General features: G+C 71.4%; 26 protein-coding genes. 9 read left to right on the forward strand and 17 right to left on the reverse strand.

Going from position 1 to position 25,484, the window contains the following annotated elements:
* Positions 1 to 7: 7 nt before the first annotated feature.
* A complete protein-coding gene (locus LCH29_RS07035) occupies positions 8 to 1,012 on the forward strand; it encodes a TIGR03842 family LLM class F420-dependent oxidoreductase (RefSeq protein WP_446460826.1) in 1,005 nt (334 codons plus the stop codon).
* Between the two features lie 73 nt (positions 1,013 to 1,085).
* The gene (locus tag LCH29_RS07040; RefSeq protein WP_446460827.1) at positions 1,086 to 1,844 is read left to right on the forward strand and encodes a polysaccharide lyase; all 759 of its coding nucleotides are present in this window, start codon (positions 1,086 to 1,088) and stop codon (positions 1,842 to 1,844) included.
* A 37-nt stretch (positions 1,845 to 1,881) separates the two neighbouring features.
* On the opposite strand, the gene LCH29_RS07045 is transcribed toward LCH29_RS07040, so the two are convergent.
* A complete protein-coding gene (locus LCH29_RS07045) occupies positions 1,882 to 2,484 on the reverse strand; it encodes a Uma2 family endonuclease (RefSeq protein WP_446460828.1) in 603 nt (200 codons plus the stop codon).
* A gap of 405 nt (positions 2,485 to 2,889) precedes the next feature.
* Between LCH29_RS07045 and LCH29_RS07050 the strand changes: the two genes are divergently transcribed.
* Both LCH29_RS07050 and LCH29_RS07055 read left to right on the forward strand, forming a co-directional pair.
* On the forward strand, positions 2,890 to 3,054 hold the full coding sequence (locus LCH29_RS07050) for a Scr1 family TA system antitoxin-like transcriptional regulator (RefSeq protein ID WP_446461271.1): 165 nt from the start codon (positions 2,890 to 2,892) through the stop codon (positions 3,052 to 3,054).
* Positions 3,055 to 3,070: 16 nt separating this feature from the next.
* Entirely contained in the window at positions 3,071 to 3,274 is a 204-nt protein-coding gene (locus LCH29_RS07055; RefSeq protein WP_446460829.1) for a DUF397 domain-containing protein, read from the forward strand.
* 220 nt (positions 3,275 to 3,494) lie between these two features.
* On the opposite strand, the gene LCH29_RS07060 is transcribed toward LCH29_RS07055, so the two are convergent.
* From LCH29_RS07060 to LCH29_RS07080, 5 genes are all read right to left on the reverse strand, one after another.
* Positions 3,495 to 3,848, reverse strand: coding sequence for a hypothetical protein (locus LCH29_RS07060; RefSeq protein ID WP_446460830.1), 354 nt, complete (start codon positions 3,846 to 3,848; stop codon positions 3,495 to 3,497).
* 206 nt (positions 3,849 to 4,054) lie between these two features.
* Complete coding sequence (locus LCH29_RS07065; RefSeq protein ID WP_446460831.1) at positions 4,055 to 4,654, reverse strand: class I SAM-dependent methyltransferase; 600 nt, start codon at positions 4,652 to 4,654, stop codon at positions 4,055 to 4,057.
* A gap of 30 nt (positions 4,655 to 4,684) precedes the next feature.
* Complete coding sequence (locus LCH29_RS07070) at positions 4,685 to 6,019, reverse strand: MFS transporter (protein ID WP_446460832.1); 1,335 nt, start codon at positions 6,017 to 6,019, stop codon at positions 4,685 to 4,687.
* 61 nt (positions 6,020 to 6,080) lie between these two features.
* Positions 6,081 to 7,205, reverse strand: coding sequence for a Gfo/Idh/MocA family protein (locus tag LCH29_RS07075; RefSeq protein WP_446460833.1), 1,125 nt, complete (start codon positions 7,203 to 7,205; stop codon positions 6,081 to 6,083).
* Positions 7,206 to 7,398: 193 nt separating this feature from the next.
* Entirely contained in the window at positions 7,399 to 8,664 is a 1,266-nt protein-coding gene (locus LCH29_RS07080; RefSeq protein WP_446460834.1) for an ROK family protein, read from the reverse strand.
* Positions 8,665 to 8,844: 180 nt separating this feature from the next.
* Here LCH29_RS07080 and LCH29_RS07085 point away from each other — a divergent pair, with 180 nt between their 5' ends.
* Genes LCH29_RS07085 through LCH29_RS07095 form a run of 3 tightly spaced genes read left to right on the forward strand, consistent with a single transcriptional unit; the run spans position 8,845 to position 11,732 of the window.
* Positions 8,845 to 9,948, forward strand: coding sequence for a Gfo/Idh/MocA family protein (locus LCH29_RS07085; RefSeq protein ID WP_446461272.1), 1,104 nt, complete (start codon positions 8,845 to 8,847; stop codon positions 9,946 to 9,948).
* 4 nt (positions 9,949 to 9,952) lie between these two features.
* On the forward strand, positions 9,953 to 10,873 hold the full coding sequence (locus LCH29_RS07090) for a sugar phosphate isomerase/epimerase family protein (protein WP_446460835.1): 921 nt from the start codon (positions 9,953 to 9,955) through the stop codon (positions 10,871 to 10,873).
* A gap of 55 nt (positions 10,874 to 10,928) precedes the next feature.
* Positions 10,929 to 11,732, forward strand: a complete 804-nt coding sequence (locus tag LCH29_RS07095) for a sugar phosphate isomerase/epimerase family protein (RefSeq protein WP_446460836.1) — start codon at positions 10,929 to 10,931, stop codon at positions 11,730 to 11,732.
* A gap of 16 nt (positions 11,733 to 11,748) precedes the next feature.
* Here the strand turns inward: LCH29_RS07095 and LCH29_RS07100 are convergent, their stop codons facing one another.
* From LCH29_RS07100 to LCH29_RS07140, 9 genes are all read right to left on the reverse strand, one after another.
* Positions 11,749 to 12,516 (reverse strand): SDR family oxidoreductase, encoded by a 768-nt coding sequence (locus tag LCH29_RS07100; RefSeq protein ID WP_446460837.1) that lies wholly within the window; start codon positions 12,514 to 12,516, stop codon positions 11,749 to 11,751.
* Between the two features lie 25 nt (positions 12,517 to 12,541).
* Positions 12,542 to 13,573 carry a sugar-binding transcriptional regulator gene (locus LCH29_RS07105; RefSeq protein ID WP_446460838.1) on the reverse strand — a complete coding sequence of 344 codons (1,032 nt, stop codon included), beginning with the start codon at positions 13,571 to 13,573 and terminating at the stop codon, positions 12,542 to 12,544.
* Between the two features lie 7 nt (positions 13,574 to 13,580).
* Entirely contained in the window at positions 13,581 to 15,068 is a 1,488-nt protein-coding gene (locus LCH29_RS07110) for a sugar ABC transporter ATP-binding protein (RefSeq protein ID WP_446460839.1), read from the reverse strand.
* 34 nt (positions 15,069 to 15,102) lie between these two features.
* Positions 15,103 to 16,080, reverse strand: coding sequence for a substrate-binding domain-containing protein (locus LCH29_RS07115; protein WP_446460840.1), 978 nt, complete (start codon positions 16,078 to 16,080; stop codon positions 15,103 to 15,105).
* Positions 16,081 to 16,144: 64 nt separating this feature from the next.
* The gene (locus tag LCH29_RS07120) at positions 16,145 to 17,167 is read right to left on the reverse strand and encodes an ABC transporter permease (protein WP_446460841.1); all 1,023 of its coding nucleotides are present in this window, start codon (positions 17,165 to 17,167) and stop codon (positions 16,145 to 16,147) included.
* A 34-nt stretch (positions 17,168 to 17,201) separates the two neighbouring features.
* A complete protein-coding gene (locus tag LCH29_RS07125) occupies positions 17,202 to 17,990 on the reverse strand; it encodes an SDR family oxidoreductase (protein WP_446460842.1) in 789 nt (262 codons plus the stop codon).
* Positions 17,987 to 19,549 (reverse strand): FGGY family carbohydrate kinase, encoded by a 1,563-nt coding sequence (locus LCH29_RS07130; protein WP_446460843.1) that lies wholly within the window; start codon positions 19,547 to 19,549, stop codon positions 17,987 to 17,989. The genes LCH29_RS07125 and LCH29_RS07130 overlap by 4 nt, the downstream gene beginning before the upstream one ends.
* Positions 19,536 to 20,507: a transketolase family protein gene (locus tag LCH29_RS07135; protein WP_446460844.1), complete on the reverse strand. Its 972-nt coding sequence runs from the start codon at positions 20,505 to 20,507 to the stop codon at positions 19,536 to 19,538. The genes LCH29_RS07130 and LCH29_RS07135 overlap by 14 nt, the downstream gene beginning before the upstream one ends.
* Positions 20,504 to 21,385 (reverse strand): transketolase, encoded by an 882-nt coding sequence (locus LCH29_RS07140; protein ID WP_446460845.1) that lies wholly within the window; start codon positions 21,383 to 21,385, stop codon positions 20,504 to 20,506. Before LCH29_RS07140 ends, LCH29_RS07135 begins: the two co-directional genes overlap by 4 nt.
* 175 nt (positions 21,386 to 21,560) lie before the next feature.
* On the opposite strand from LCH29_RS07140, the gene LCH29_RS07145 reads away from it, so the two are divergent.
* Positions 21,561 to 22,388 carry an inositol monophosphatase family protein gene (locus LCH29_RS07145; RefSeq protein WP_446460846.1) on the forward strand — a complete coding sequence of 276 codons (828 nt, stop codon included), beginning with the start codon at positions 21,561 to 21,563 and terminating at the stop codon, positions 22,386 to 22,388.
* A 77-nt stretch (positions 22,389 to 22,465) separates the two neighbouring features.
* Positions 22,466 to 23,872 (forward strand): phytoene desaturase family protein, encoded by a 1,407-nt coding sequence (locus tag LCH29_RS07150; RefSeq protein WP_446461273.1) that lies wholly within the window; start codon positions 22,466 to 22,468, stop codon positions 23,870 to 23,872.
* A gap of 31 nt (positions 23,873 to 23,903) precedes the next feature.
* Here the strand turns inward: LCH29_RS07150 and LCH29_RS07155 are convergent, their stop codons facing one another.
* Both LCH29_RS07155 and hemC read right to left on the reverse strand, forming a co-directional pair.
* The gene (locus LCH29_RS07155) at positions 23,904 to 24,362 is read right to left on the reverse strand and encodes a hypothetical protein (RefSeq protein ID WP_446460847.1); all 459 of its coding nucleotides are present in this window, start codon (positions 24,360 to 24,362) and stop codon (positions 23,904 to 23,906) included.
* Positions 24,363 to 24,535: 173 nt separating this feature from the next.
* Positions 24,536 to 25,471, reverse strand: coding sequence for a hydroxymethylbilane synthase (gene hemC, locus LCH29_RS07160; protein ID WP_446460848.1), 936 nt, complete (start codon positions 25,469 to 25,471; stop codon positions 24,536 to 24,538).
* Between the last annotated feature and the right edge of the window lie 13 nt (positions 25,472 to 25,484).

Below are 25,484 nucleotides of genomic sequence, written 5' to 3' on the forward strand. Positions count from 1 at the left end.
CCAGGCCATGGACTTCGGACTCGTACTCCAGACCGATCCGCCCGCGTCGGACGTCGTCGACCTCATGCGCCGCGCCGAACGCAACGGCTTCGGCTACGGCTGGACCTTCGACTCCGCCGTGCTCTGGCAGGAGCCGTTCGTCATCTACAGCCGCATCCTGGAACACACCGAGCGGCTCACGGTCGGCCCCATGGTCACCAACCCCGGCACCCGCACCTGGGAGGTGACGGCCTCCACCTTCGCCACCCTCAACGACATGTACGGCAACCGCACCGTGTGCGGCATCGGCCGCGGCGACTCCGCCATGCGGGTCGCGGGCCGCACGCCGAACACCCTCGCCCGGCTCGGCGACGCCATCGACGCCATCCGCGACCTGGCGGAGGGGCGGGAGGCCGTGGTGGACGGCAGCCGGATGCGCATCCCCTGGATCAAGGACGGCGGTCGGCTGCCGGTCTGGATGGCGGCGTACGGGCCGAAGGCGCTCGCCCTCGCCGGGCAGAAGGCGGACGGCTTCATCCTCCAGCTCGCCGACCCGTTCCTGACGGAGTGGATGGTCCACGCGGTCCGCACCGCCGCCACCGAGGCGGGCCGCGATCCGGACGCGATCACCATCTGCGTCGCCGCGCCCGCGTACATCGGGGACGACCTCGCCCACGCCCGGGAGCAGTGCCGCTGGTTCGGCGGCATGGTCGGCAACCACGTCGCGGACCTGGTCTCCCGCTACGGCGATCACTCCGGTGCCATCCCCGAATCTCTGACCGCGTACATCGCCCAGCGCCAGGGCTACGACTACAGCCACCACGGCCGCGCCGGAAACCCGGACACGGCCTTCGTCCCGGACGGCATCGTCGACCGCTTCTGCCTGCTGGGACCGGCGGAGGCCCATGTGGAAAAGCTGCGCGCGCTGCGGGGGCTGGGCGTGGACCAGTTCGCGGTGTACGCGATGCACGACGCGAAGGAGAGAACGATCGACGCGTACGGCACCGAGGTCATCCCGGCCCTGAACGGATAGTCATCGGGGTAGTCATCGGATCTATCCATGCACGCTTCTTGATTGTTGCGGCGGCCACTCCCATCATTCGGCCATGAAGAGACGTCAGATACTCACAGTGCTCGGAGGTCTCGGCTTAGCCGGGCCTCTCGCCGCGATCACTCCCTCCGGCCGGGCGGCCGCCGCCGACCTGCCGGAGGGCGTGTTCTTCCAGAACCGGGGCAGCGTGGCGGGCTGGGACAAGGGCTACGCCCAGAAGCAGGGCACCATCACCACCATCGACAACCCCACCTACAAGGGCGCCAACGCCGTCGCGGCGACCCAGACCTATATCAACGAAACCGGCGGCTACCACAGCGAAGTCATCCGGCGGGGAGCGCAGAGTGTCGGCCAGGACCGCTACTACGGCCAGGCCATTTACCTGGGCTCCGACTGGCGGTTCCACGACCAGAACGTCACCTTCCAGCAGTTCTCCCCCGAGGACCCGGAGGGCCCCTGGCTGCTGATGTTCGTCATGGGCAACAAGATCCAGTACGGCGGCCGCGCGGTTTCCGGCACCGTCGGCTCCATCGCCGACCTGCGCGGAACCTGGATCCGGCTCGTCGTACGCCTCAAGCTCGCCGACAACGGCCGGGGCGCCTTCGAGGTCTGGCTGAACGGCAAGAAGACGGTCAGCTCGACGGACATCACCCTGCTCCCGTCCACCTCGCGGACCATCCGCTGGTCAAGCGGCATCTACTGCACGGCCTGGCGGGGCGGCACCCCCGCGGGCCCCTCGACGCTGACGATCCTTCACGACCAGCACCGCATCGCCTCGTCGTACGCCCTCGCCGAACCGGCGAACTGGACGTGACCATCGGAGAGCGGGGCGGCGCGGTGCGCCGTCCCGCTCAGCTCTCCCAGTCGTCGGTGCGCAGCGTGAAACCGAAGGGGGCCGGAATGCGAATCTCCTCACCGAACTTGATCTGCGAACGCTGCCGGTAGCCGAGATCCGGCGTCGGGTCGTGGAACACCGTGACGGTGCCCTCCTGCATGTCGAGGAGGACGTAGACCGGCACCTCCGCCTTGCCGTACACCTCCACCTTCTCGCCCCAGTCCACTTCCCGGGTGGAGACGGACGTCTGCTCCGCGGCCAGGGTGAGCGCCGACCCGGGCAGGTGAATGCTGCGGACCCGGGTGGCTGCGCGGTCCGCGACGTGCAGATCCGGGCCGTACGCGCGGGCGGACTCGGGGAAGAGGTACAGATTCGGTGTGGTGCGCGCCCGGTGGCCCGCCGGGACGTGCGGCGTCAGCTGGTCGAGCAGGGAGTCCAGCACATCGTTGTACACGCCCTGGGACCACGGCGACATGACGATCTTTCCCCCGATGATCTCCGCGCGATAGCCGTCCGGGAGGGCGGCGCTGGCCCGCTCCAGGTCGCGGCACAGTCGCTCGAACGCCTCCGGACCCTCGTCGGTGGTCACGGTCGCCGGATGCTCGATCATCGCTGTCATGATGCGCCTCCTGTCCCGATCACGCGACTCATGACGGAGTGTAGCGAAGTCGATACGGTTCCGTCCGCCGCAAGTCTGAGTCCGAGGCCGGCCCGGGCCGGGCGCAGGAATCCTCGCCGCCCCCCCTCTGACGGCCGCTACGGCCGCACGCTCGCCACTCCCACAGAATCCGGTCGTCTACGACGCCGTACACCGGCGGCATGCACGCGCATCCGGCGCACGCGATGCCTGCCTCGGCGTCGGGAACGCATTGTGTGGTGGCCGCCTGTCTTCCGGAGGTCCTGATTCACAGGATGGCGCCGTGCAGCAGAGGCGGTCAGCCTTCGGGGAGGCGCGGTGCCAGGAACGGGAGGCATCCGGTGGCGCGTTCGACGCCAGCAAATGGGGCTGTGGGTGTCGGCGGTTATGGAGGTCGTGTTGCTGGAGAGTCGCATCAGTCACACGTACCTTGAGCAGCCCAAGGATGTCGATTTTTACGCGGATGTCTTCAACTATCTGCGCGCCGCGGCGCTTGGGGAGTTGGAGAGTCAGGCTCTTATCCGGGATATTGCACGAGAAGTTGCCGCATAGAGAGAAGCGATGAAAAATGCAGGTAAATCGGCCTGGATGGTCGAAGAGTAGCTATAGCGCCCAGAACGGCGACTGTGTCGAGGTGCAGAGGCGTGCTGCCGACAGGGTGGGCCTTCGGGATTCCAAAACCCCGTCTGGTCCTGTGCTCGAATTCGCCGGGGTGGAGTGGGTCAATTTCATACGAGGCATACGGAATAAGAAGTTCGAGTTCGGCGAATAGTGTCCTGTGGTCCGAAGATCTCCGGTCTTGTGCAGGGAGGTTGGGGGCTCTCTGGGGCAACCTGCGCCCGCCTGTGCGGGCGCGGTAAAAAGAACTTGCCTTCAGGTGGCGGGGGTTGACTCGGCGCTGACCTTCCCCGAACGCGGATGTGAACCGCGCGGTGTCGGACGCGCGTGGGAACGGCGGGGCGGGACCGTTTTCGTTCCCGCCCCGACGGGCATCAGCTCGCGCTCGGCGGAGTCTGGGCCGCCGCCTTCTTCGCGGGGCGGCCGCGCTTCTTGGGGGTGGACTCCTCCGCGGGCCTGGACACCACCGCGAAGGGCTGGAGTGCCTCCTGAAGGGCCTTCAGCGAATCCGGCCCCAGGTCCACGACCCGGCGCTCCGTCTTCAGGGCCTGCCGCACGGCGATGGTGTTGCTGCCGTCCTCGTTCTGCTCCCCGGTTTCGTATTCCTCGTCGGCCCAGACGGGAACCACGATCTCCACCGAATGCACATCCGCGGTGACATCGGGCTCGATATCGCAGTGAATTACGGTGCGTCCGTAGATTCGCGTCTCGACCGTCTGTCCGTTCACGACGACCGGCGTGACGGTTTCCTGAACTCCTTCCTCGTCCTTCTGGGTTTCCGGAACCTGAACAAAGCGAACTGCCACTGCTTCCCCTTTTCTTGGTGCTGACTCAAATTCTAGCGGGGCAGCCGCTGTTGGCGCCAATCCGGAAATGCGGAAAGCCCCTTCTGGTCGGAAGGGGCTTTTCGGCTCGGGTGGCGGGAAATGCGTGCTCAGTGCGGTGGTTTGTGCCAGACGATGCTGTAGCGGAACAGGACGTGACGGCGGTACCGGGCGCCGGGCAGCACCTCGGCGGCCAGCGCCCGCATCTGCCGGTACGTCACCGGCGGCGGCCACACGATGGGGGACGGGTGCTGCCACTGGCCCTTCACCGCGCGGTGGGCGGTGCCGACGACGACCCCGGCGACGACGTGCGGCAGGTCGCGCGGGGTGTCGCGGGCGAGGCCGACGACGGCGAGGACGCCGCCCGGGCGCAGCAGGTCGCGCATGCGGGCCAGCCCGGTGGCGGCGTCCATGTGGTGCAGGGTGGCCACCGACGTGATGACGTCGAACGAGGCCGGTGCGAAGGGATGGGTGAGGAAGTCCCCGAGCACATAGTCGATGTCGCCCGGGTGGGCACGGGCCTGGTCGATGCTCGGCCCGTGGAGGTCGATGCCGGTGACGTGCGGCACGGTCCGCCTCAGCTCACGGGCGAGCATGCCCTCGCCGCAGCCGACGTCGAGGGCGTGCCGGGCGCCGTCGGGGACCGCGCGGAGGATATGGGAGTGGTAGTGGATGTTGTGGTTCCATCGCCTGCCGTTCTTCGCTGTCATGCGGTCATTCTGCGGGGACGTGGCCGCGGGTCACCGTGCGCCGCGGATCAGCCGGATGGCGAACGCGCCCGCGACGCAGAAGACCGCCGCGGCGATGTAGAGGGCGCTGTAGTTGGCGTCGCCTCCGATGGCGAGGAAGAGCGGGGCGAGGACGGGGGAGATGGTCTGGGGGATCGTGGTGGACAGGTTGAACACGCCCATGCCCTTGGCGGCCTCGGTGTCCTTGTTGGGCAGGACCGAGGCCACGAGGGCGTAGTCGACGCCCATGTACATGCCCTGGCCGAGGCCGGAGATCCCCACGCCGACCAGGAACATCTCGGTCGACTGGGCCGTCGCCACCACCACCATCGCGCAGGCGAAGACGACGGACGCCGCGGCGACGAAGACCTTGCGGCGCCGTATGCGGTCGGAGAGCCATCCGGCGGTGAAGCTGCTGACGGTGGTGGCGGTGGCCAGGATCAGCATCGACCAGAACAGCACGGGGCTGGCCTCCTCGGCGGTGTAGCCGAGCCGGTCCATCAGGAAGTACGCCTTGTAGGTGGTCAGGAAGCTCAGGCCGGTCCAGGTCAGGAACCGTCCGCACCAGGCCCAGGCGAAGTCGGGGTGGCGCACCGGGTTGATCCACATGCTCCGGGGGATGTCGGCCCAGCGGAGCCGGGGGAGTTCGGCCCGGGAGCGGGGGACTTCCCTGAGGTAGCGGACGAAGATCCCGACCATGACCAGGCCGAGCAGCCCCGGCGCGACGAACATCCACAGGTTGTCCGTCCCGGTGAACTGGACGAGGAACGTGCCGCTGACGATGCCGATCTGGGTGGTCATGCCCATCAGGCCGGAGACGCGTCCCCGGTACCGGTCCGTCACCCGCTCGGGGAGGAGCGCGGTCGCGGCGGCGAGGGCCGCGTTGAACAGCATCTGGGCCAGACACCAACCCAGCCCCAGCACGAACAGGTTGGGCGCTGTGCCCATCACCAGCAGCGCCCCGAAGCCCAGGACCATGCCGCCGAGGATGTACGGCCTGCGCTGGCCCCAGCGGGACGTGGACAGGTCGCTGAGCCTGCCGAAGACGGGGTTGGCGACCAGCGCGCAGAAGGCGCCGGCGCCCGCGATGGTCGACAGGCTCCCGGCCTTGCCCTCCGGGTCGAGGTCGGCGACCCGGAGGGACAGGGTGACCGAGGCGGGGGTGCACAGGGCGATCCACAGGCCGATGTAGGCGAGGATGAACAGGGTGATGAACACCCCGTTCACCTCCTGGCCGGTGGCCTTCGCGATCCGTTCAGGGCCGTGCGGCGGCACCGGGGTTTCGGAGCTTTCGGGACTTGAGGGGGTGTGGGGGGTGGCGGCGCCGGGCTTCCGGGCAGACAGCATCGTCCGCTCCTTTGCGGATGAGGTCCCGTGGGGGAGAGGGGGGAGAGGGGGAGGGAGCGGACTAGCGGGTCAGGGGGCCGGCGTCGATGCCGAGGAGGGGCGCGGGACGCTTCACCGTGCTGGTGATCTCGACGGCGCCGTCCTCCGGTGCGATGCGCTCCAGCCGCTCCAGGACCTCCAGCACGTGGAACGCGAAGTCGGCGGAGGCCCGGTGGAGGTCTCCGCCGAGGTGGCGTACGAGGTCCAGCACCCCGGGACCGCGGATGGCGCGGGCGCCCGCGGGGGTGAGCGGGTCCATCACGGCGGGGAGTTCGGTCCACTCCGCGTCACCGCGCCGCTTCACCAGGACGGGGTCGTCGAAGCGGTTGGGGTTGGGCACCTGAAGGGTGCCCTCGGTGCCGTAGACCTCCAGGTGGGGGAGGGTGGTGTCCCAGACGTCGAAGCTGTACATGGCCGTGGCCAGGGCGCCGGAGGCGAACTGGAGGATCGCGGTCGCGTGGGTGTCGACGGTGACGCCGACGCGTTCGACGCGGCGCTCGGGGGCCGTCACGGTCAGCTCGTCGGCGGCACGGGTGGTCGCCCCGACCACCCGGCTGACCGGTCCGAGCAGATTGACCAGCGCGGCGATGTGGTACGGACCCCAGTCCAGCACCGGGCCGCCGCCCTCGGTGAACAGGAACGTGGGGTCCGGGTGCCAGGTCTCGGCGCGCGAGGAGCGGACGAAGGAGGACGCGGCGAACGGACGCCCGATCAGCCCGGCGTCGACGGCGGCGCGGGCCGTCTGCCCGGAGGGGCCGAGGAAGGTGTCGGGCGCGCCGCCGAGCAGCTTGCCGGTCTCCCGGGCGGTCTCGATGTTCCGCCGGGCCTCCTCGGCGGTGGCGGCGAGCGGCTTCTCGACGTACACGTGCTTTCCGGCGCGCAGGGCCGCGTCGGTCAGCGCCGCATGGGCCCTGGGCGGGGTGATGTTGACGACGACCTGCACCTCGGGGTCGGCGAGGAGCTCCTCGGTCGTGCCCCACGCCGGGATGTTCCACTCCTCGGCGGCGGCGCGGGCGCGCTCTCCGTCGAGGTCGGCGACGCGCACGATGGGCAGTTCGGGGATGGTCGAGAGGCCGAGCGCGTAGGCGTTGAAGATCGAGCCGGTACCGATGATGCCGACGGGTACGCGCCGCGTGGTTTCGTCCATGGTTCTCTCCCGGTCTTACACAGGGTGCTGTCCGCTGCGGCGGCGGTGGACCGCGCGCGGCAGAACGGCACTTGGAGGCAACGGAGTTGGACGAAACCGCTGTCGGTGAGACGGGCACATGCAAGCACCGGCTTCCCGGCGGGTCAAGGGTTCGGGCAGGCCGAATGCGTTCAGCCGGGCCGATTGCGCTCGGTCAGGCCGAATGCGCCAGCAGGTCGCCGATGCCCTCGGGGGAGAGGACGTGTTCCACGCCGACGACCGTCCCGCCGACGACACCGGCGGACATCCCCAGCACGCTCCCGGTCAGCGACAGCCGGCGGGTGGCCAGGGGCAGTGCCCGCCGGTAGACGACGCCGCGGATCCGGGCCAGCAGGTCGTCGCTGGCGGCGGCGATCGCCCCGCCGATGACGATCCGCGCCGGGTTGTAGACGTGCACGAGCAGCGCCACCACCTCGCCGATCGTCACCGCGGCCTCGCGGACGACGCGCACGGCCCCGGGGTGGCCGTCGCGGACGAGCCGGGCCAGGTCGGCGGCGCCGCGCGGGCCGTCCTGCCCGGCGAGGCCCGGGTCCTCCCGGCCGAGCCGGGCCGCCATCGCGGCGGCCGATGCCACGGCCTCGACGCAGCCGATGTTCCCGCAGCTGCACACGGTGTCGTCGGCGCCGGGCACCCGCAGATGCCCGATGTCGCCCGCGGCGCCCTCCGCCCCGCGGTGCAGTTCCCCGGAGGCCGAGATGAGGCCGCCGCCGATACCGGTGCCGATCTTGATGAAGAGCAGCGGAGCCTCGCCCTCCGGCAGGGCGCGGGCCTCGCCGAGGGCCATGAGGTTCACGTCGTTGTCGACGAACGTCCGGCAGCCGAACCGCTCGGTCAGGGTCCGGCCGACCGGGAAGCCGTCCCAGCCGGGCATGATGGGCGGCCGCACCGGCGTACCGGCGCGCGCGTCGACGGGCCCGGGGAGCCCGACGACGAGGGCGGAGGGCCGGTCGGCCCCTCCTGACGCCGCGGATTCGGCCAGCATGCCGCGCAGCCGCTCGGTCAGCACGTCGAGGGTCGCTTCGGGGCCCTGCGCCACGTCCAGCGCGACCTCCTCCTGCGCCACGAGGTTCTGCGACAGGTCGGCGAGGGCCAGGCGGGCGCTGTGGGCGCCGACGTCGGCCACCGCGACCACCCCGGCCCGGGGGTTGAGCGCCAGCCGGAGCGGCGGGCGGCCGCGGCCGGGCCGGGCGACGGTTCCGCCCTCGGTGACCACCCCGGCGTCGATCATGGTGTCGAGGTGCCGGGCCACCGTGGACCGTGCCAGGCCGGTGGCCTTGACCAGGTCGGCGCGGCTGTCGGCGAGGCCCGACGCGATGAGCCGGGCCAGCGAGCTGTGGACCGGGCCGCCGGTGTTCTGCGGCCGCAGCCCGGCGACCGACAGCCGGGGTATCGGGCGGGGGTCCGTCGTCTGCGCTCCCATGGCCGGTCACGGTACCGCAATTCTGGCGGCTTTTATGACTCACAAGATGCATAATTCAATGTCTTGTGAGCCTCTAATGGCTGTCTTAGGCTCACCGCCGGACGAAACCGCCCCGCAGACGTTCCTCCTGGGAGGGCTGTCATCACACCCCCACCGCACGGCACAGCAATCGGCACCGCCATCGTCGGCGCCGGGATGATCGGCGCGATCCACCGCAGGGCCGCGGCGCTGGCGGGCGCCCGCATCACCGGCGTCCTGGCCTCCTCGCCCCCACGGTCCGCCCAGGTGGCCGCGGAGTGGCAGGTCCCCGCCTATCCGTCCCTGGACGCGCTCCTGGACGACACTTCCGTGGACGTGGTCCACATCTGCTCGCCCAACGCCACCCACGCGCCCTTCGCGCTGCGCGCCCTCGCCGCCGGGAAGCACGTGGTGTGCGAGAAACCCCTCGCGGTCTCCGTCGCCGACGCGGAGCGCATGGCGGAGACGGCCCGCAGCAGCGGGCTGGTGGCCGCCGTCCCGTTCGTCTACCGCTACCACCCCCTGGTCCGGGAGATCCGGGCGCGCCGGATCGACGGCGAGTTCGGCGGCTGGCACCTGATCCACGGCAGCTACCTCCAGGACTGGATGCTCTCGCCGCAGGCCTCCGGCTGGCGCGTGGACCCGGTGGCCGGGGGCCCGTCCCGCGCCTTCGCGGACATCGGCTCCCACTGGTGCGACCTGGTCGAGTGGGTGTCGGGCGAACGGTTCGCCGAGGTCACCGCCTCGACGTCGATCGCCGTGAACAAGCGGCCCGCCGCCGGGGCCGGTACCTTCGAGGCCGCCTCGGAGCCTTCCGCGTCCGACGCGTACATGGACGTCCGTACCGAGGACTGCGCCGCGCTGCTGCTGCGCACCGCCTCCGGAGTCCTGGCGTCCACCACCGTCTCCCAGGTCTCCGCCGGGCGGAAGAACCGGCTGTGGTTCGAGCTGGACGGCGCGCGGGCCAGCGCGGTCTTCGACCAGGAGAACCCGGAGACCATCTGGCTGGGCGGCGAGGACGGCGCCCGGGTCATCAGCCGCGACCCCGGCCACGGCTCGGCGGAACAGCGGCGGTTGTCGGTCCTGCCCCCGGGCCACGCCCAGGGGTACGCGGAATGCTTCGAGGCGTTCGTCGCCGACACGTACGCCGCGATCGGCGGCGACCGGCCCGAGGGCCTGCCGACCTTCGACGACGGACTGCGCGCCGCCCGCATCACCGAGGCGGTTCTCCGATCCTCCCGTAACGGCTCGTGGACAGAGGTGTGAAGAGTTGAAACTCGGCTTCCTGACGGCATGTCTCCCCGGCTGGTCCCTCCCGCGCATCGCGGAGTGGGCGAGCGGCAACGGCTACGAGGCGCTCGAAGTCGCCGTCTGGCCGCGGACCGGAGGACGCGACTTCGAGGCGAGCCATCTGCCCGTCGCCGACTTCCCCGCGGCGCGCGCGGAGGAGACGCTCGCGCTGTTCGCCAAGCACGACCTCGAACTGTCCGCGCTCGCCTACTACGAGAACCACCTGCACCCCGACCCGAAGCGCCGGGCGGAGATCCGTACCCACTTCGAGCACGCGGTGGACGCGGCCGCGGCGCTCGGCGTCCCGTACGTCGGCACTTTCATCGGCCGGGACTGGACCAAGCCCGTCGCGGACAACCTCAAGGAAGCCGAGCGCGTCTTCCCCGAACTCGTCGACTACGCGGGCGAGCGCGGTGTGAAGGTCATCATCGAGAACTGCGTCATGGAGGGCTGGCACCCCGACGGCTATCCGGGCAACCTGGCCTACTCCCCGGAGCTGTGGGAGTGGATGTTCTCCCTCGACCTCTACCTCAACTGGGACCCCTCGCACCTCACCTGGATCGGCATCGATCCGGTGAAGACCATCGCGCCCTACATCGACCGCATCGTGCACGCCCAGGCCAAGGACGTCGAGCTGGGCAGCGGGGACATCGACCGGTACGGCTTCTTCGGCAAGGCCGTCGACCGCCCGGACCCCTGGGACAACGGCTGGTGGCGCTACCGGGTGCCGGGGCTCGGCCAGGTCGACTGGGCGCGCGTCGTCGACCGCCTCTACGAGCACGGTTTCACCGGAACGCTCTCCGTCGAGCACGAGGACCCGGTCTGGGGCGGCACGGAGGAGAAGGTCGTCCAGGGGCTGCGGATCGCCCACCGCACCCTGCGTCCCCTGGTCATCGGCTGACGACACCACACCACACCGCCCTACGCGCCACATGCCATACGAGAGGGGAATCACCATGGAGCGGCAAGGTCTGCTGTCCGTGCAGCTGTACAGCGTCCGTGACGCGCTGGCCGAGAACCAGGACCGTACGCTGGCCCGCCTGGCGGAGCTCGGCTTCCGCTACGTCGAGCCCTTCGGCCTGGGGTCCGCGGACAAGAGCGCCGCGGAGCGGCTGGTGGCCGCCAAGGCCCTGCGGCGCGGGCTGGACGCCGCGGGCCTGCGCGTCTCGGCCACCCACGCCGGGCTGCCCGACGACGTGGGCTCGCTGGCCGAGGAGTGCGCCGAGATCGGCGCGGACACGGTGTTCGTGCCCCATCCCCGCATGGTCAGTGGCTTCGACGCGGACGTCTTCGGCGACCCCGGGCGGCTGGCGGCGTTCGCGGACGCCGTGAACGCCGCCGGGCAGGCCCTGGCCGGTGCCGGGCTGCGGCTGGGCTACCACAACCACGACTTCGAATGGGCGACGCTGCCCGACGGACGCAGCGGCTACGACGCCTTCTGGGCGTCGGCGGACGACGCGATCCTCGCCGAACTCGACGTCTACTGGGCGACCGTGGCCGGGGCCGACCCCGCCGAGGCGCTGACCCGGCTCGGCGCCCGCGCCGTGTCCGTCCACCTCAAGGACGGCCCGGCGCGGCGCGGCGAGCCGCAGACCCCGCTCGGCACCGGCGACGTGGACGCCGCGGCCGCCGTCCGGGCCGCCGGGCCCGCGCTGCGCTGGCACGTGGCGGAGATCGACATCACCGATCACGACCCGTTCGAGCTGCTGGCGGGCAACGCCGCCCAGCTCGCCGAATCGGGCCTGTCGCGCTGGTCCTGACTCCTGTCCCGTGGGGTCACCAGCAGGTGACCCCACCGTCCACCAGCAGGTCAGCGCCGGTGACGAAGCTCGCCGCGTCGCTCAGCAGGAACACGGTGGGGCCGACCATCTCGTCCACCGTCGCCATCCGGCCCAGCGGGGTGTCCGCCTCGAACTGGGCGACGCGTTCGGCCACTTCCGGGCGCAGGTTCATCGGTGTGGCCGTATAGCCCGGGCTCACGCTGTTGACGCGGATGCCGCGGGTGCACCACTCCGTGGCCAGGCTCTTCGTCAGGTGCATCACGGCGGCCTTGGAGGCGTTGTAGTGGGCCTGGGTCAGCCCCCGGTTGGCGATGGTGCCCGACATGGAGGCGATGTTGACGATGGCACCGCCACCGTTGCGCAGCAGCGCCCGGCCCTCCGCCTGGCAGGAGAGGAACACACCGGTGAGGTTGACGTCCACGACCCGCTGCCACTGCTCCGGCGGCATGTCCTCGGCCGGGGCGGCGTTGGCGATGCCCGCGGCGTTGACCGCCAGCCGGAGGGCGCCCAGGTCGCGTTCGACCGTGGCCACCGCCTCCGCCAGGTCCTCCGCCCGGGTCACATCGGCGGGGAGGGCGACCGCGCGCCGCCCCGCGTTCCCGATCGCCTCGACCGTACCGGCCAGATCGCTGCCCGGCAGGTCCAGGCAGCCGACATCGGCTCCCGTCTCGGCGAGCCCGATCGCCAGCCGTCGGCCGATGCCGCTGCCGGCTCCGGTCACCAGGGCCACGCTGTCGTCGAGGCGGAAGGAGGGGACGGGCATGAGTGCTCCTTGAGGGATGCTGCCGCTAGGGCGCTTGTCGTTCGGTTCGGTCGGGGCGGCCCGCCAGCCGACGGGCCACTCCCAGGTCGGTGATCAGGACATCGACCCAGCCGCCCAGCACCGCGGCCCGTATCGCCGCGTACTTGCGGTCGCCTCCGGCCACCGCGACGCGGCGTGGCACGGCGCGGTAGACCTCGGGGGTGATGCCGATGACGCGGTCGTTCAACTCGGTGTCGAGCAGGGTGCCGTGCTCGTCGAAGAAGTGCAGGCAGATGTCGCCCACCGCGCCGAGCCCGCGCAGCTGTTCCTGGTCGTCGTCGGAGAAGATGTTGCCGCTGCGGCGCAGCAGCGGCGACGGTTCGAGGCTGCCGATGCCCACGATGGCGATGGTGAGGTTCTTCCACGCCGCGGCCACGCTGGTCACCTTGGGGTCGGCGAGGATGGCGTCCCGCACGGTGGCCCCGGCGACCAGCCCGGGGGCCGACATGAAGACCGGTTCCGCACCGGTCAGCTCGGCGAGCCGCCCCATCAGCCGGGTCGCCTGGACCTGGACCTGCGGATCGCCCACCCCGCCCATCAGCTGGACGACCTCCTCCAGGAACCGCCCGCCCGGCCGGGAGCGCATGGCCTCGACCGCCGCGAGCAGAGTGGCGCTCCACGAGGAGATGCCCAGCCGGTCGCCCTCCATGAGCGTGGTCTCCAGGTAGACCGCGGTCGCCGCGCCGAGCGCCGGGATGACGGAGTCGGCCTCGCCCTCGACGTCGACGACCACCACGTCGCGCAGCCCGTACCGGGCCGCGATCTCCTCCTCCAGCTCGGCGAAGACCCCCTCGGGCGGCACCACGATGGTGCGGACGATGCCGAGCTTGGCGGCCTGGGTGAGCAGCCGGGAGACGCGCGCCTGGGAGATGTGCAGCTCCTCCGCGATGCGCGGCTGCCGCATGCCCTGCTCGTGGTAGAGCCGGGCGATCCGGGTCATCAGCCGCAGCTGCTCGTCGCTGGTCGCCATGCGCGTGGTGCGGGTCACGGGGGTGCCGGTCCGGTTGTGGGGATGCATAACGGCATCATGCCGTGGCCAGGTGCATGACCGCGGCGTCGGTCGCCTCGGCCGCCGGGAGGATGCCGCGCTGCCGCCCCCGGCTGAGCACGAGCACCCGGTGGGACAGGCCCAGGACCTCGTCGAGGTCGGAGCTGACCACGATGACGGCCATGCCGGAGCGGGCCAGGTCCGCGATCACCTCGTAGATCGCGGCACGCGCCCCGACGTCGATGCCGCGGGTCGGCTCGTCCAGGATGACCACCTTGGGCTTGCGCTCCAGCCACTTGGCGATGACGACCTTCTGCTGGTTGCCGCCGGACAGCGTCCGCACCGGCTGCCCGGCCCGCCCCTTGACGGTCATCAGGTTGATCGCCTCACCGGCGACCGCCGCCACCCGGCGCGGGCTGAGCCAGCCGCGGTGGGAGATGCGGTCGAGGTTGGGCAGGGCCACGTTGTCGCCGATCGACAGGTCCAGGACGGCGCCCTGGCCCTTGCGGTCCTCGGGCACCAGCACCACACCCGCCTCGATGGCCTCCTTGGGCCCGCGCAGCCGCAGGGTCCGGCCCTCGACGGCCACCGTGCCCCCGGTCACCGGATCGACGCCCGCGACGGCCCGTACCAGTTCGGTGCGGCCCGCTCCCACGATGCCCGCGATGCCGAGGACTTCGCTCTCGTGGACGCTGAACGACACGTCCTGGAAGGAGGGCCCGGTCAGGTTCCGCACCCGGAGCACTTCCCGGGCGCCCGCGGTTCCGGTGTCGGGGAAGATGCGCTCGATGCTGCGCCCGACCATCTCCTCCACCAGCTGGACCACCGGCACCTGCGCGGTGTCGTGGGTGGCGACGAGCTGTCCGTCGCGCATCACCACGACGCGGTCGCAGATGCGGGCGATCTCCTCCAGCCGGTGGCTCACATAGATGAAGGACATGCCCTCACCGCGGAGGGCGTCGATCCGCTCGAAGAGGTGATCGGTCTCCTCGCCGCCGAGGGCGGCCGTGGGCTCGTCGAGGATCAGCAGGCGCGCGTCCAGGGTCAGCGCCTTGGCGATCTCGACCTGCTGCTGTTCGGCCACCCGCAGGGTGCGCACCAGCCGGGTCGGGGAGATGTCGAGGCCCAGCCGCCGCAGCTGCTCCCGCGCCCGCCGGTTCATCTCGCCGCGGTCGATCCGCCCGCCCCGGCGCAGCAGCCGCCCGAGGAACACGTTCTCGGCCACGGACAGGTCCGGCAGCAGGCGCATCTCCTGGTGGATCAGGCCGATGCCGTGGCTGATGGCGTCCCCGGGGGACTTCGGTTCGTACGGCTGTCCCTGCCAGGTCATCTCGCCGGTGTCGGAGGGGAAGGTGCCCGCGATGACGTTGGACACGGTGGACTTGCCCGCGCCGTTCTCGCCGAGCAGCGCCACCACTTCCCCGGGGCGCACTTCCAGGTCGAACCGGTCGAGCGCCTGGGTGACCCCGAACCGCTTGGATATCCCCCGGACGACCAGGCCCGGGTGCTTTCCGGCGTTCGTCATCGCCGCGGCTCCTCTCTGCCGTCCCTGCCGTCGTTTACGGGTGGGTGTTGATGAACTGGGTGGCCTTCTTCTTGTCCTTGCTGGTCAGGAGGAAGGCGGGCTGGAGCTGTTGGGCCGGGACCTTCTTGCCCTTGATGATGTCCACGGCGGTGTTGACCGACATCCGGCCCATCTTGCGCGTCTGCTGCACCATGGTGGCGTCGATGGTGCCCCGGCGGACGGCCTTGAGCCCGGCGATGTCGCCGTCGAAGCCGACGATGAGGTGCTTCTTCTTCGAGCCGGACGCCTTGACGGCCTGGGCGGCGCCGAGTGCCATCGCGTCGGCCTGGCCCCACAGGATGTCGATGCCGGGGTGGGCCTGGAGCATGTCCTGGGCGACGGAGTACGCCTTGTCCTGGGCCCAGTCGGCGGGCTGCTGGGACACCACCTTGATGCCGGGCGCGTTCTTCAGGGCCTGCCCGAATCCCTTCTGCCGGTCCACCTGCGGGGTGGTGCCGATCTGGCCCTGGAGGATGGCGAGCTGACCCTTGCCGCCGGACTCCTTGACCACGTAGTCCCCCAGCGTCCGCGCGGCCGCGACGCTGTCGCTGGCGATGAACGACTTGCCGGGCTCACCGGGTGGGTTGCGGTCCACGGTGACCACGGGGATCTTGGCGCGGTTGGCGGCCTTCACGGGGACGCCCGCCGCCGTGGCGCCGGCGGGGATGTAGATGATGGCGCTGACCTGACGGCTGATGAAGTCCTGGATCTGGTTGACCTGGGTGGCCGCGTCGCCGCGTGCGTCCGAGACGATGACCTTGATGCCCTTCTTCTTGGCCTCGGCGGTCACGGACTGTTTGATCTGGTTGAAGAAGTCGGCCTGGAGGTTGGCCACGGCCAGCCCGATGGTGATCTGCTTGCCGTCGGCGGTCTTCGCACCGTTGCCACCGCGTCCGCAGGCGGTGACGCCGACCACCATGGTGGCCGCGACTCCGGTGGCTATCACGATGCGTGTCGTCGCTCGTGTCTTCATGGGAACCAACTCCTTGGCGTGTGCCCGGGGGAGGAAGAGAGGGGGAGGGAAAAGAGGAGAAGAGTCAGCGCGCTTCGCGACGACGGAGCACGTCGAGCATGACGGCCAGCGCGATCACCAGGCCGATGACGATCTGCTGGATGAACGGCGAGACCCCCAGCAGGTTGAGGCCGTTGCGCAGAACCCCGATGATCAGCACGCCGATCAGGGTTCCGGTGATGGAGCCGACGCCACCGCTGAGGCTGGCCCCGCCGATCACCACCGCGGCGATGGTGTCGAGTTCGTAGCCGGTTCCCGCGCTCGGCTGGGAGGAGTCCAGGCGCATGGTCAGAAAGACCCCGGCCAGGCCCGCCAGCAGGCCGGTGACGGTGTAGACGAGCACGGTCCGCTGCTTGACCTTGATCCCGGCGAGCCGGGCGACCTCGGCGCTGCCGCCGATCGCGTACAGGGCGCGGCCGCCGCTCCGATAGCGCATGTACGCCCACCCCGCCACGTACAGCGCGGCGAGCACGGCGGTGCACGCGGTGAAGATGCCGACGTACCGGATGGTGGACAGGTTGTCGAACCAGTCGGGGAACCCGACGATCTGCTGGCCGTCGGTGATGACGTTGGCCAGGCCGCGGGCGATCGACATCATGGCCAGCGTGGCGATGAACGGTGGCAGCTTGGTGTAGGTGATGCCCAGCCCGTTGGCGAGCCCGCACGCACCCGCGACGCCGATCGCGGCCACCGCGCTCAGCCACAGCGGCCATCCCTGGTCGTGCGAGAGCCAGCCGACCACCATGGTGGCGAGGGCCAGCACGGCGCCGACCGAGAGGTCGATGCCGCCCATCACGATGACCGCGGTCATGCCGAGCGCGAGCAGACCGAGGACGGCCGTCTGGTCGACGATGTTGAGCAGATTGCTCTGGGTGAGGAAGTACGGCGTCGCGATGAAGAAGACGACGCACATGGCGAGCAGGCCGAGGGCGGGGCCGCGCGATCCGGTGAGGATGCCCGTCACCCAGGACGGCAGGCGGGCGCGGTCGGCGTCCGAGGGGGGTGGTGGTGCGTCAACGGCCGTTGCGGCGTTGCCGGTCGTGCTCATCGAAACCTCCGAGTGGTCTCCGACGTCGTCGGAGCTAGTTCATGAACATCCCGCCGTCGACGTTGATCGTCTGGCCGGTGATGTACTCCGCCTCCCGCGAGGCGAGGAAGAGCAGCAGGTTGGCGATGTCGTCATGGGTTCCGGCGCGCCCGAGGGGGATTCCCGCGATCCACTCGGCCATCAGTTCCCCGGGCGCGTAGTCGCCCAGCAGCCGGCCCCACGCGCGGTCGTTGTAGTCCCACATCTCGCTGCCGACGATCCCGGGGCAGTAGGCGTTGACGGTGATCCCGTCCCCGGCCAGCTCCTTGGCCAGGGACTGGGTGAGGCCGACCACCCCGAACTTGCTGGCCGCGTAGTGCGGTGTGTAGAGGAAGCCCTGCCGTGCCTGTCCGGAGGCCGCGTTGAGGATGCGTCCGCCGCGCCCGTACCGCCGCATGGCGGCCGCGGCGGCCTGGGCGCACAGGAAGGTGCCGGTGGTGTTGACCGCGAGGACCTTCTGCCAGTCGTCGTGGGTCAGGTCTTCGAGCCTGCTGATGGTGATGACGCCCGCGTTGTTGACCAGGACGTCCAGCCGTCCCCAGGTGGATTCGGCGAGCCCGACGGCGCGGGCCACGTCCTCGGGGGAGGTGACGTCCGCCCGGACGCCGAGGGTGTGGGTGCCGCTGTCGTCGGCCAGCTCCCGGGCGGTGTCCTCGACGGAGGCGTCCGTGTCCACCAGCAGTACGTCCGCGCCCTCACCGGCGAACCGGGCGGCGATGCCCCGGCCGATGCCGCGCGCGGCCCCGGTGACCATGACACCTTGTCCCGCGTATCGCGCTGTCATGACGCTCCTTGGACGGTCGAGGGTTCGGGAGTGCGGTGCGGTACGGCGGCGGTCCGCGGCGGGGGTTCCGGGGCCGGGACGCCGTCGCCGGAGGCGGGCTGGAGGCGGGCGCGGCGTACCGCCGTGTGCCAGTGCGCGAGCCTGCGGGCCCGGGTGGTCTCGTCGCCGTCCGGCGCGTAGCTCTCGCGGGGCCGGCCCAGCCGTTCCAGGGCGGCCCGGTCCCACACCCCGCGGGTCAGTCCCGCGAGATGGGCGGCGCCGAGGGCCGACAGGTCGCGGGCCAGGGCCCGTTCGACGAGCCGCCCGCTGGTGTCGGCCTGGAGCCGCATCAGCACCGGGTTGCCGGTCGGCCCGCCGTCCGCGAGCAGCCGGGTGACTGGGCCCGTCTCCCGCTCGACCGCCGCCACCACGTCCTCGACCTGGAACGCGATCGACTCCAGCGCGGCCCGTGCGAGGTGCCCGGCCCGGGTGCCCAGGGTGAGCCCGCTGATCAGCCCCACCGCGTTCTCGTCCCACCAGGGGGCGCCAAGCCCGCCGAAGGCGGGGACGACGACCACGCCCTCGCTGCTGTCGGCGGCCAGTTCCGCCAGTTCGGCGGGGCCGCGGCCGAGCACGCCCGCCAGCCAGTTCACGGTGGCACCGGTGGACCGGACGTTCCCCTCCACCGCCCAGGTCGGGTTCGCGCCGGTCTGCCAGGCGACGGTCAGGCACAGCCCGGAGGCGACCCGGGCCGCCGACGGGACCACCGCCATCACCGACGACCCGGTGCCGTACGTCGCCTTGACCGTCCCCGGAGCCCAGCCCGCGTGGGCGAACAGCGCCGCGTGGGAGTCACCGAGCACCGCGGTGACCGGCACCCCGTCGGCCAGCGGCGCCAGTCCGCGGGCGCTGGGGAACGGACCCTGCGACGGTACGACCTGGGGCAGCACCTCCAGCGGTACGTCGAAGATCTGGGTCAGCCGCCGGTCCCAGGCACACCGGCGCACATCGAGCAGCTGGGTGCGCGCCGCGTTGCCGACCTCGATGAGATGAGCGCCGCCGAGCTTGAACAGCAGCCAGGAGTCGACCGTGCCCAGGCACAGCTCGCCGGCGCGGCTGCGGCGGCGATCGGGGTCGTACCGGTCCAGCAGCCAGGCGGCCTTCGGGGCCGAGAACATCGGGTCCAGCGGCAGCCCGCTGACCTCGCGGACCAGCTCCGCGCGGGGCACGGCCCGCAGCAGCGCCGGATCGCCCGCGGTGCGCTTGTCCAGCCAGCTCACCAGCGGACTCAGCGGTTCCCCGGTCGCCCGGTCCCACAGCAGCAGCGATTCGCGCTGGGTGCTCAGGCCGATGGCGGCGACGCGCGAGGCGTCCCGGCCGTCGAGGCATGCGGCGACGGCCCGCCCGCAGCTCGCCCAGATCTCCTCCGCCGACTGTTCGACCCACCCCGGGGCGGGGGTGGACAGCTCCAGGGGGACCGAGCCGTGGGCGACGATGTCCCCGCGCCGGTCGACCAGGATCGCCTTGGTCGCGCTGGTGCCCTGGTCGATGGCGAGGACGAGCGGTTCAGCGGTGCTCATGGGACAGCAGCTCCCGGACGGCGACGGCGATGCCGTCGGCGGTCAGGCCGAAGTGTTCCAACAGGAAGGAGGCGCTGCCGGTGGGCGCGAACCTGCGGTGCACCCCCAGGATCCGCATGGGCACCGGACGGTTCTGGGCGACGACGGTGGCCACCGCCGCGCCGAGCCCGCCCGTGGTGGTCGCCTCCTCGGCGGTGACGATGCCGCGGGTCTCGCGGGCGGCCCGCAGCACCGCGCCTGTGTCCATCGGCTCGACGAAGGTCATGTTCAGCACGCGGACGCCGATGCCCTCGGTGCGCAGCGTCTCCGCGGCGGCGAGCGCCCGGGACACCATCGTGCCGACGGCCATCACGGTGATGTCGTCCCCGTCGGTCAGCTGGAGGGAGCGCCCGGGCTGGAACGGCGCCTCCTCCGGGGTGACGGCGGGGATCTTGAACCGGGGGATGCGCAGATAGACCGGGCCGTCGTGGGAGGCGGCCCAGCGGACGGCGGCGCGCGTCTGGGCCGGGTCGGCCGGGACCGCGACGGCCAGGTCCGCGATGGCCCGCATCCACGACAGGTCCTCGATCGAGTGGTGGGTGGGCCCCAGCTCCCCGTACGCCATGCCGGGGCTCTGTCCGCACAGGATGACGGGCAGCCCGTTGTAGGCGGCGTCGGTCTTGATCTGCTCGGTGGCCCGGCCGGTGAGGAACGGGCCCGCCGCGCTCACGAAGGGGATGAGACCGCCGTTGGCGAGCCCGGCCCCGACGCCGACGAGGTCCTGCTCGGCGATGCCGACGTTGATCAGGCGGTGGGGGTACAGCTCCCGGAAGCGCACCAGGTTGCTCGATCCCACCGAGTCGTTGCAGACGGCGACGATGCGCGGATCCTCGGCGGCCAGGGCGATCAGTTCCTCGGCGAAGGCCTGGCGGCAGTCGTAGGTCTGCGCGGCGTTCTCGGGTATGAGTCCTGCGGTCATCGGCTCAGCTCCTCGAGCGCGGTGCGTACCTGCCCGGCGTCGGGCACCTTGTGGTGCCACTCGACCCGGTCCTCGATGAACGACACGCCCTTGCCCTTGACCGTGTTCGCGATGACCGCGACCGGTCTGCCGGTGAGGGAGGGGCGCAGCGCCGACAGCAGCTGCGCGTGGTCGTGCCCGTTCACCTCGCGCGCCTCCCAGCCGAAGCTGGTCCACTTCTCGGCCAGCGGCTCCAGCCGCTTGGTCTCCTCGGTACGGGCGCCCTGCTGGAGGCGGTTGCGGTCGACGATCGCGGTGAGCGAGCCGAGGTCGTAGTGGGCGGCGGTCATGGCCGCCTCCCAGTTGCTGCCCTCCTGGAGCTCGCCGTCGCCGAGGACGACGTACGTGCGGTACGAGCGGTCCGCGAGCCGGGCGGCCAGGGCGCAGCCGACCGCGACGGGGAAGCCGTGGCCCAGCGGTCCGGTGTTGGTCTCGACGCCCGGGACCTTGGTCCGGTTCGGATGGCCGTTGAGCGCGGAGAGCGGGGCCATGAACGTGGACAGCTCGGATGGCGGGAAGTAGCCGCAGTGGGCGAGCGTGGCGTACAGGGAGGCCGCGCAGTGTCCCTTGCTGAGGATGAACCGGTCGCGGTCGGGCCGGTGGGGCTGGGCGGGATCCACGTCCAGCACCCGCCCGAAGAGGGTGACGAGGATGTCGGTCACCGACAGGTCGCCGCCGATATGGCCGAGTTGCGCCTCGTCGATCATGTGCACCACGGACCGGCGCACCTCGGCGGCCAGCTGCCGGAGCTCGCGGACCTGGGCGTCCGGGTCTTGGGTGGCGATGCGTTGACGGCGCGCCCGGAACTGTTCGGCGCCGACTGGGTCTGTGCTGAGCATCTGAACGTCCTTGACGTGAATATCTATTCACTAGTGAATTGTGGTGCTCGAAAAGTAGGTCGTGTTTCAGCCAGGTGTCAATGGATTGCGCAGCGGCCGGAGGCGTTCACGTCGATGCCACCCTCGGGCCGTGATCCGGTCACCTCATGTCGGCGGCGCGTGATTCGATGGCCGCATGTTCGATGACTTTCTTGCCAGTGATCTCTCCGAGGTGGAGCAGGCGGTGCGCTCGGCGGCCGCCGCGGAGATCATGCCGCGCTACCGGCAGCTCGCCGCCCACGAGATCGTGGAGAAGAAGGGCCCGCACGACCTGGTGACCACCGCCGACCGGCAGGCCGAGGAGCACCTGACCGCCTCGCTCACCGCGCTGCTGCCCGGTTCGGTCGTGGTCGGCGAGGAGGGCGTGCACGCCGATCCCGGCCTCCTCGCCCACCTCGGTGGCGACGCGCCCGTATGGATCGTCGACCCGGTCGACGGCACCCGGCAGTTCGTCCACGGCGACACGGGCTTCGCGACCCTCGTCGCCCTCGCCCACCACGGCGAACTCCTCGCCTCCTGGACCTACGCCCCCGCGCAGGACCTGATGGCCGTGGCGCGCCGCGGCGGGGGTGCCTTCCTCGACGGCGAGCCGCTGCGGGCCGGGGCCCCGGAGCCGGGCAAGCCGCTCGAAGTCGCCATATCCCACTACGACTTCACCACCGACCTGGAGAAGCGCGCCCTGGCCGGGCTGCGGACCGACGGCGTGGCGCCGCGCCCGTGCGGCTCGGCCGGTCTCGAATATCTGAACATCGCCCGCGGCCGTCTCGACGCGATCGCCTTCACCTGGGAGAACGCCTGGGATCACGCTGCCGGGCTGCTGCTGGTCGCCGAGGCGGGCGGTGCGAGCGCGACGCTGTCGGGCGAGCCGTTCCGTATCGTCGGAGGCAACGCGCTTCCCTTCACGGCGGCGCGGAACGAGGCGACCGTACGGCATATCCTGGGCCTGCTGGCCGCCGCCGGCTGAGTGGATCCACCGGCCCCGGAGGGCCGGTCCCGGGTGACGGGGACCTCAACGACGAGGAGGAGGCCGACGTGCCGTCGATGCTCGACGCGGTAGTGGTGGGTGCCGGGCCGAACGGGCTGACCGCGGCGGTCGAACTCGCCCGCCGCGGCTGCGCGGTGGAGATCTTCGAGGCCGCCGACGCGATCGGCGGCGGCTCCCGCACCGAAGAGCTGACCCTGCCCGGCTTCCGGCACGACCCCTGCTCCGCCGTGCACCCCCTCGCCGTCGGCTCCCCGGCCTTCGACCGGATGCCGCTCGGCCGCCACGGGCTGGAGTGGCTGCACCCCGAACTGCCGCTCGCCCACCCGTTCCCGGACGGCAGCGCCGCGGTGCTGGCCCGCTCGGTCGGCGAGACCGCCCGGTCGCTGGGCCCGCGTGACGCGGGTGCGTACCGCCGTCTCATGGCGCCCTACCTCGGCAACTGGGCCACGTTCGCCCCCGATGTGCTGCGCGCCCAGTGGGACGGCGTCCCGCGCGACCCGCTGACCTGGGCCCGCTTCGGGCTGAACGCCCTCCTGCCGGTCTCGCTTCTCGGCCGCCGCTTCCGCGGCGAGAAGGCACGCGCCATACTCGCCGGGCTCGCGGGCCACGCCATCGCGCCCACCAGCGCTCCGACCACCGCCGGTCCGGCCCTCATCTTCGCGATCGCGGCCCATGAGGTCGGCTGGCCGATGCCGCGCGGCGGCTCCCAGGCGATCGCGGACGCGCTCGGCTCGTACCTGCGCGAACAGGGCGGGGTCATCCACACCGGCACGGAGGTCAAGCGGCTCGACGAGCTGCCCCCGGCCCGCGCGTACGTCTTCGACACCTCACCGCGCGCCCTGGCCCGGATCGCGGGTCTTGGCAACGCGTACCGCCGCTACCACTACGGGCCCAGCGCCTTCAAGATCGACTACGCGCTGGACGGCCCGATGCCGTGGACCGCGCCGGAGGCCCGCCGCGCCGGGACCGTCCACATCGGCCCGACCGCGGGCGAGATCGGCACCGCCCTGCGCTCCGCCTTCGACGGCCGACCCCCGGCCGCCCCGTTCCTGATCTCCGCCCAGCCCAGCCTGATCGACCCGACCCGCGCCCCCGAGGGCAAGCACACCTTCTGGGTCTACGGCCACGCCCCCAGCGGCTGGACCGGCGACCTCACCGACGCCATCGAGCGCCAGCTCGACCGCTTCGCCCCCGGCTTCCGCGATCTGGTGCTGGCCCGTGCGACGGCCGGACCCCCCGAACTCGCCGCCCGCAACGCCAACTACATCGACGGCGACATCGCCTGCGGCGCCTTCGAGGGACTCCAGGCCGTCATCCGCCCCCGGCTCGCCCGCGTCCCCTACGCCACGCCCCACCCCGCGGTCTTCCTCTGCTCCTCCGCCACCCCGCCGGGCCCCGGCGTCCACGGCATGTCGGGCCACCACGCGGCCCGCGCGGTGTGGCGGCGGCTGCGGGGACGGTAGCGGGGACCCGCCGGGTAGCGTGTGCCGCGGCCTAGTACCAGGCGGTCGAGGCCAGGGTCTGGTTGTCGCAGATGAGGACGGCCCGGCTCTGGCGCCCGTCGGGGTTGTTGAGCACCTTGGTGTTCGCGGAGGTGCTGCCCGGGTCGACCGTCTCCAGCACCCACACGATCTTGGAGCCGTCGAGCCGGTTGCTGTGCGCCGCGCAGCCCTGCGGGGCGTTCTCGATGCGGGCGTACGAGCCGCAGCCGGAGTTGGAGAAGTACTTCAGGGTGACGGTGCGGCCCTGGTACACCGCCTTCTTCGTCGCCCCGCCGGGCATCTTCGGCTGGATGTAGTGGCCCGCGCACGCGGTCTGCTCGGGGTAGCGGCCCTCGTTGGGCAGATTTCCGTAGCTCGCGCTCTGCCCGGACGCGGCCTCGGCCGTGAGCGGGGTGAGGGCCGCCAGGCCGAACGCGAGGGCGGCGCCGAAGAGTGTGCGTCGCAGTGTCATGTCCGTCTTCCTCCCGGAGGTCGGATGGTACGAGTCCGCTGAAAGCGCCTCCAAGGCTGCCCAGTCGTGACCCGGTCCGCCATGACCTTCGGTGCGTGCCTCAATAAGCACGTCAGATCATAAAGTGAGGAAATTCGGTCGATCGGACGACTCTCCGGGCATGTAGCCGGAAATTAGTGCGGGATGGTGTCGATGACCTCGCGCGCGCCCTGCCGCAGCAGGGCCACCGCGACCGACGTCCCCAGGGTGGCCGGGTCCAGCGGGCCCGCCCACTCGTGCGCGTCCAGCACCGTCTTGCCGTCCGGGCTGAAGACCCGGGCGCGCAGCGACAGCCGCCCGTCCCGCTCGGCCTTGGCGTAGCCCGCGATGGGGGAGTTGCAGTGCCCCTGGAGCACGTGCAGCAGCATCCGCTCGGCGGTGATTTCCTTCCACACGTCGGCGTCACCGAGCCCGGCGACCGCCTCGATCGTGGTGGTGTCGTCCTCCCGGCACTGGAGCCCGAGCACCCCGGCGCCGATCGGCGGGCACATCGTCTCCACGGGAAGGATTTCGCTGATCACGTCGGTGCGGTCGATCCGCTCCAGACCCGAGACGGCCAGCATCAGCGCGTCGCAGTCGCCCGCCGCCATCTTCTCCAGCCGCCGGTTGGCGTTGCCGCGCATCGGAACGCACTCCACATGCGGGTGAGTGACGGCCAGTTGGGCGACGCGCCGCACGGACGAGGTGCCGATCCGGGTCCCCTCCGGCATCTGGTCCAGCGTCAGCCCCTCGGGGTGGATCACCGCGTCCCGGATGTCGTCCCGCTTGAGGTAGGCCGCGAAGACCGTGCCCGCGGGCAGCGGCCGGTCGGCGGGCACGTCCTTGATGCAGTGCACCGCGAGATCCGCCTCGCCCGCCAGCAGCGCGGCGTCCACCTCCTTGGTGAACGCGCCCTTCCCGCCCAGCTTCGACAGATCACCCATCCAGCGGTCGCCGGAGGTGGTGACCGGCACGACCTCCGTCCGGATACCGGGCCGCAGCGCGGCCAGCTCGGTGCGAACCCGCTCGACCTGGGCGAGGGCCATGGGCGAGGAACGGGAGACGATGCGGATCAGATCGGCGGACGACATGGCGTAGAGGATA

The organism is Streptomyces sp. BRA346 (assembly GCF_052851135.1).